General features: G+C 38.1%; 6 protein-coding genes and 1 pseudogene. All 7 read left to right on the forward strand.

The window, feature by feature from the left end:
- Positions 1-10: 10 nt before the first annotated feature.
- Complete coding sequence (xdh, locus tag TA89_RS04000; protein WP_052447315.1) at positions 11-2,506, forward strand: selenium-dependent xanthine dehydrogenase; 2,496 nt, start codon at positions 11-13, stop codon at positions 2,504-2,506.
- A gap of 57 nt (positions 2,507-2,563) precedes the next feature.
- Entirely contained in the window at positions 2,564-3,250 is a 687-nt protein-coding gene (gene yqeC, locus TA89_RS04005; RefSeq protein ID WP_278246205.1) for a selenium cofactor biosynthesis protein YqeC, read from the forward strand.
- A gap of 12 nt (positions 3,251-3,262) precedes the next feature.
- Positions 3,263-3,847 (forward strand): molybdenum cofactor cytidylyltransferase, encoded by a 585-nt coding sequence (gene mocA / locus TA89_RS04010; protein ID WP_040211055.1) that lies wholly within the window; start codon positions 3,263-3,265, stop codon positions 3,845-3,847.
- 1 nt (position 3,848) lies between these two features.
- On the forward strand, positions 3,849-4,661 hold the full coding sequence (gene yqeB, locus TA89_RS04015) for a selenium-dependent molybdenum cofactor biosynthesis protein YqeB (RefSeq protein WP_040211057.1): 813 nt from the start codon (positions 3,849-3,851) through the stop codon (positions 4,659-4,661).
- A 4-nt stretch (positions 4,662-4,665) separates the two neighbouring features.
- The gene (locus tag TA89_RS04020) at positions 4,666-5,475 is read left to right on the forward strand and encodes an XdhC family protein (protein ID WP_040211059.1); all 810 of its coding nucleotides are present in this window, start codon (positions 4,666-4,668) and stop codon (positions 5,473-5,475) included.
- A 17-nt stretch (positions 5,476-5,492) separates the two neighbouring features.
- The gene (locus TA89_RS04025; protein WP_040211061.1) at positions 5,493-6,035 is read left to right on the forward strand and encodes a nucleoside-triphosphatase; all 543 of its coding nucleotides are present in this window, start codon (positions 5,493-5,495) and stop codon (positions 6,033-6,035) included.
- Positions 6,036-6,042: 7 nt separating this feature from the next.
- Positions 6,043-6,348: pseudogene (locus tag TA89_RS04030) on the forward strand (hypothetical protein); the annotation flags it as partial.

Here is a 6,348-nt window from a genome sequence, read left to right on the forward strand (position 1 = left end):
TAAAAAACTTATTACCTTTTTGAGAGAGGATTTAAATTTAACCTCCGTTAAAAATGGATGCAGTGAGGGAGGCTGCGGAACCTGCATGGTGCTTGTAGATGGTATAGCAAAAAAAGCCTGTGTGCTTAAATTAAGCAGTCTTTCAAATAAAAGCATCATAACTGTGGAGGGACTTAGTACTAGAGAAAAAAAAGTATATGCTTATGCTTTCACAGAAGCCGGTGCGGTACAGTGCGGCTTCTGCACTCCCGGAATGGTAATAAGTGCAAAGGGGCTTATTGATAAAGCAAAGGATCCTTCAGAGGAAGAAATAAAAAAGGCTTTGAAAAATAACATTTGCCGATGTACCGGATATGTGAAAATAATAGAAGCGGTAAAATTGGCTTCAAGGATATTCAGAGAAAACTCTGAGGTTCCTGAAGTAAAAGGCAATGCTTTTGTAGGAGAAAGCTTCAATCGTATAGATGCAGCTGAAAAGGTTCTTGGAACTGCAGAGTATACAGATGACATCAGGATAGAAGGAATGATATATGGAGGAGCTGTGAGGACTAAATATCCTAGAGCGCTTATAAAAAATATTGATACCTCGGAAGCTGAAAAACTCCAGGGAGTATATAAGGTAGTCACCGCTGAGGAGCTCCCCGGAAATAAAAAGATCGGACATATAGTGAAGGATTGGGATGTACTCATAGGTCAGGGAGAAATAACTCACTATATAGGTGATGCAATTGTTTTAATAGCAGCAGAAACTCCGGATATATTAGAAAAAGCCAAGGCTTTAGTAAAAATAGAGTATGAAGAGCTTGCTCCTATTACCTGCCCTGAAGAAGCTCTTAAGGAAGATGCCCCTAAGCTCCATGAAAATGGAAATCTTTTAACTATTGAAAGGCTGAATTTTGGAGATGCAGAGGAGCAGATAAAAAAATCAAAGTATTCCGTTACGAATAAATACGGTACTCCTTTCACAGAGCATGCTTTTTTGGAAACGGAAACTGCAGTGGCAGTACCGGAGGAAGAGGGAGTAGTAATATACTGTGCGGATCAGGGGATATATCAGACTCAAAAGGAATGTGCCGAAGCCTTAGGAATTGATAAAAGCAAGGTAAGAGTAATAGGTAAAATCGTTGGAGGAGGCTTTGGAGGAAAAGAGGACATGACGGTACAGCATCATGCTGCTATATTAGCCCACCTGTGTCAAAGACCTGTAAAGGTAGCTCTAAGCCGTAAGGAAAGCATAATGGTACACCCTAAACGCCACCCTATGGAAATAGAGATTACTACCTCCTGTGATGAAGAAGGATATCTCACCGCAATGAAGGCTGTTATCCTTGCAGACACTGGTGCCTATGCTTCCTTAGGAGGACCGGTACTCCAAAGAGCTTGTACCCATGCTGCAGGACCTTATAACTATAGAAATATCGATATAACGGGAAAAGCAGTATATACAAATAATCCTCCTGCCGGTGCCTTTAGAGGCTTTGGAGTGCCCCAGAGCTGTTTTGCCTGTGAAAGTAATTTAAATCAGCTGGCAGAGCTTGTGGGATTAACCCCCTGGGAGATAAGGTATAAAAACGCTATAAGACCGGGTCAGGTGCTTCCTAATGGACAGATTGCAGACACTTCCACAGCCTTCGTAGAAACCTTAGAGGCGGTAAGAGAAATATGCATGAATAATCCTAAAGCAGGTATAGGCTGTGCCATGAAAAACAGTGGTATAGGAGTTGGACTTCCGGATATAGGACGGTGCAGGCTCATTGTAAAAGAAGGACGGATTTTTATCCATAGCAGTGCAGCTTGTATTGGACAAGGTCTTGGCACCATATTAACTCAAATAATCTGTGAAACTCTTAAGGTATCTCAGGATAAGGTGGTGTATTCAGCTCCGGATACATCGGAATGTCCCGACTCAGGCAACACTACCGCTTCCCGCCAGACTTTATTTACAGGAGAAGCAGCAAAAAGAGCTGCTATGAAGCTTAAGGAGTCGCTAATATTAAGGTCTCTGGAAGAGCTGGAGGGAGAAGAATTTTACGGAGAATATCAGGGTATAACGGATAAAATGGGAATAAATAAAGAAAATCCTGTGAGTCATGTAGCTTATGGCTACGCTACACAGGTGGTTATTTTAGATGAGCAGGGCAGACTTCAAAAGATATTTGCAGCTCATGATGTAGGAACTGCAGTAAACCCCAAAAACATTGAAGGACAAATTCAAGGGGGAGTGGTTATGAGCCTTGGATACGCATTAACGGAGGATTTCCCTCTTAAAGCTTCTGTGCCTTCATCAAAATTTGCTTCCTTAGGGCTTTTTAAAGCCACAGATATACCGGAAATACAGTGTATCATTCTTGGCAAGGGTGATGAAACCTTGGCTTATGGAGCTAAGGGAATAGGTGAAATATGCTCAATACCCACTGCTCCTGCGGTATCCGGTGCTTACTATAATTATGACGGTGAATTCAGAGTTTCTCTTCCTTTAAAAAATACTCCCTATAGTAAAAAATAGGAAGCGGGTGATATTACGAAGCTTTTAGAATTCATAGATATAAATAAAAAGGAGGTTATTTCTCTTGTAGGGTCAGGAGGAAAAACCTCCATGATGTATAAGCTGGCAGGAGAGCTCAAATTGAAAGGTAAAGTGATGCTATCCACTACTACAAAGATATATATTCCCTCTAAGGTGAACTATGACTTCCTATGTACAGATAAGGAAAGGCTTAAAAGCTATTCAGCTATGAAGGAAAAGGGAATATATATTTTAGGTTCAATAATAAAGGAAGAAAATAAGCTTATGGGATTAAGGGAGGAAGAACTGGAAAAGTTATATCCTTATTTTGATTATATAATTTTAGAAGCAGATGGAGCTAAGGGAAAAGGGCTTAAGGGCTGGAGGGAAACAGAGCCTGTAATATTTAAAGGAACTACAAAAACCTTTGGAATCATGGATATACAATCAAGGAATATAGATGTTTGTGAGGATATGATTCATAGATGCAAAATATTCTGCGATATAACAGGAGCGAAGGAGGGAGAGAAGGTAAAGCTATATCATTTATATAGGGCAATAGTACATTCTCAGGGACTTTTCAAGGGAGCTATGGGAGAAAGGCATCTGTATCTTAATAAAGCAGAGACTTCTGAAGACAGGATAGCTGCAAAAATGCTTATTAATAAGGTCATGGACAGCGAGAGAGGGCTTTTGAATAAAGCTTTTTTTGGCAGTCTGAATAAAAATTTATATTTTCGTTAAAGGGGGAAAGCTGTGTTAAGTGCCATAATATTAGCATCGGGATACTCAAGAAGAATGGGGAAGAACAAACTCCTCTTAGAATATAAAGGAAAAACCTTAATTGAGCATACTTTAGAGGCTGTGGTTAATAGCGGCTTTTCCGAGGTTATATTGGTAGCAAGAGAAAAAGAAATACTTGATATAGGAAATAGAGAAAAGCTTAAAGTAATTAAAAATGAAAATGCCTGGAAGGGTATAAGCGAAGGGATAAAGGTAGGTGTATCAAACTCAGGGGTAACAGAAGGATTTATGTTTTTTACTGCAGATCAGCCCTTTTTGGATAATAGCACTATAAAGCTTTTGATGAATATCTTTAAGGAAAATCCCTGCTCCATAGTTATACCAAGCTTTAAGGGTAGAACCGGGAGCCCCGTGATTTTTCCTTACTTTTTAAAAGCTGATTTTCTTAAACTTCATGGAGATGTGGGAGGAAAGGCAGTTATAAATACAAATCCTGCTTTAGTAAAATATATAGAGCTTAAGGATGGTATAAAACTCTTTGACGTAGATACTATGGAAAGCTATAAGTACATTCTTAATAAAGAGGAGAAAAGCTGATATGAATAAGTTTACTGTGATAATACGGGGAGGAGGAGATTTAGCCTCCGGAATAATTCAAAAGCTCCATAGAAGCGGATTCAAGGTGTTGGTATTAGAAATTAAAAATCCTACTGCTATTAGAAGAGCAGCAGCCTTCAGTGAAGCTATTTATGTAGGAGAAGTGGTTTTAGAAGGGATTAAAGCAGTTAAGGCATCTTCTTTAGAGGATGTTGAAGAGGCATGGAATAAGAAAGAAGTACCTGTTGCTGTAGATGAAGAGGGGAAATATATTGAATTGATTAAGCCTAAGATATTAGTAGATGCTATTATTGCAAAGAAAAATCTTGGAACTAAAAGAGATATGGCGGATATAACTATTGCTGTGGGACCGGGATTTACAGCAGGGGAGGATGTAGATGCAGTTATAGAATCTATGAGGGGACATAACCTGGGAAGGATAATATTTAAGGGACAAGCTCAGCAAAACACAGGAATTCCTGGAAATGTTCAAGGTTTTTCTAAGGAAAGAGTTATTTATTCTCCTTATTCAGGAGTACTTACTGATGCTTTAGACATTGGAACAGCAGTAAATAAGGAGGAGGTTATTGCTTATATAGGAGGAAAGTCTGTAAAAGCATCTATAACAGGAATATTAAGAGGTATTTTGAGAAGCGGGAGTATTGTAGCTGAGGGTACTAAGCTTGCAGATATAGATCCAAGAATGGAGGAAAGGGATAACTGCTTCACAATTTCTGATAAAGCAAGAAGTATAGGAGGAGGAGTTTTGGAAGCAGTGCTTTACCTTTTACAAAGAAATCAGGAGAAAGGATAGTATTATGGAGGATAGGATTCTGAAAAAAATAGCAGAAAGCATGGGAAAAGGAGAAAAATCCGCTTTAGTTATGATTACTGAGGAAAAAGGCTCTACTCCAAGAAAGAAAGGATCAATTATGGCGGTTTGGGAGGATGGGAGCATCGAAGGCACTGTGGGAGGCGGAACGGTAGAATATAAGGTTATTGAAGAGGCAAGAAGCTGCATTAAAAAGGAGGAGGATGGAGAATTTAAATATGATTTAGCCCATGACGGCGATTTAAGCATGGAGTGCGGCGGTACGGTTGTTTTATATGTAAAGGTTTTTATACCTAGACCTAAGCTTCTTATTGCCGGGGCAGGTCATGTAGGACTGGAAATCCTTAACCTTGGTAAGCTTATGAATTTTCATACTGTGGTCTTTGAAGATAGAAAAGAGCTTACTGAGGAAGAAAGGTTAAAAAATGCAGATGAAATAATCCTTGGAGATATTGGAGAGACACTATTAAAATATCCCATTAATAATAATACTTATATCATAATAGTAACCAGAGGCCACAGCTATGATGCAGAAGCTCTGAAAGCTGTAGCAGAATCGGAGGCTTCTTATATAGGGATGATAGGCAGCAGAAAGAAGACTGAATTTGTTATGAAAAAGCTTATTGATGAAGGAATATCCAGAGAGGCACTTAAAAGGGTATTTGCACCGGTAGGAATCAATATAGCTTCAGAGCAGCCAAAGGAAATTGCTTTAAGCATAATGAGTGAAATATTATTAGTTAAAAATAAAGGTACCTTACAGAATTTAAGGGATATAAAGAAGGTTAACTTTTAACTTGAGTAATAAAGGATGTGTTAATTATAAAAAATATATTTTTAACCGGTAAGATTAATATTGGAAAATCTACGGCAATTTCAAAATTTATAGAAGGCTGTATAAAGCCTCCTTATATAATAGCAGGTTTTAAAACAGTTCCCTTTTATGAAAAAGGATATCTTAGGGGGTATTATATACAAAATCAGCTTCCGGGTTCTATAACAGATATTAAAGAAAATATGGTAGGTATAAATATGGAATTCGGCAAAGGGAAAATGTGCAGAGGAGTTACAGAAATTTTTGAAAGCAAAGGGGTGACAATACTCAACGAAGCATTAAATACACCGAATTCCATTATATTGATGGATGAGCTTGGATTCTTTGAAAAGGAAGCAATTAATTTCAGGGAAAAGGTTCATGAAGTACTTTCCAGCGGTCATAGGGTGCTAGGGGTGATAAAAGAGAAAAGCAATGAATTTTTAAGTTCTGTTTCAGGGAGAAAAGATGTAAAGGTTATCTCTGTAACTTTAGAAAACAGAGACAAAATACAAAAGGAGATTAAAAAATATTGGGAGTGACTATTCTATGAGAATTTTTAAGAAAACTTCTGTTTTATTCATATTTGCAGTACTTTTTTTTACAGGTTGTCTAAATGGACAAGTTGTAGAGAAGAAAGATAAAAAAGAAGCTAAAAATATAAGGGTTATAACCACCTATAAACCTGCTACAGAAATTGTGCTTGTACTGGGAGGAAAAGATAAGCTAGTGGGAACTAATGATGGTGCAAAAAAAGACCCTATAATATTAAAGCTGGATGAGAGCCTTTCAGGACGGATTAAAGAGGTAGGCTCCAAGAAAAATGGTCTGAACATAGAACAGATTGCAGCATTA

The sequence above is a fragment of the Clostridium polynesiense genome (assembly GCF_000820705.1).
Classification (GTDB): Bacteria; Bacillota; Clostridia; order Clostridiales; family Clostridiaceae; genus Clostridium_AA; species Clostridium_AA polynesiense.

What these genes read in the sequence shown, in the direction of transcription:
- yqeB (WP_040211057.1), top strand. Translation starts at nt 3,849, where the DNA reads ATGAATAAGTTTACTGTGATAATACGGGGAGGAGGAGATTTAGCCTCC.
- TA89_RS04020 (WP_040211059.1), top strand. Translation starts at nt 4,666, where the DNA reads ATGGAGGATAGGATTCTGAAAAAAATAGCAGAAAGCATGGGAAAAGGA.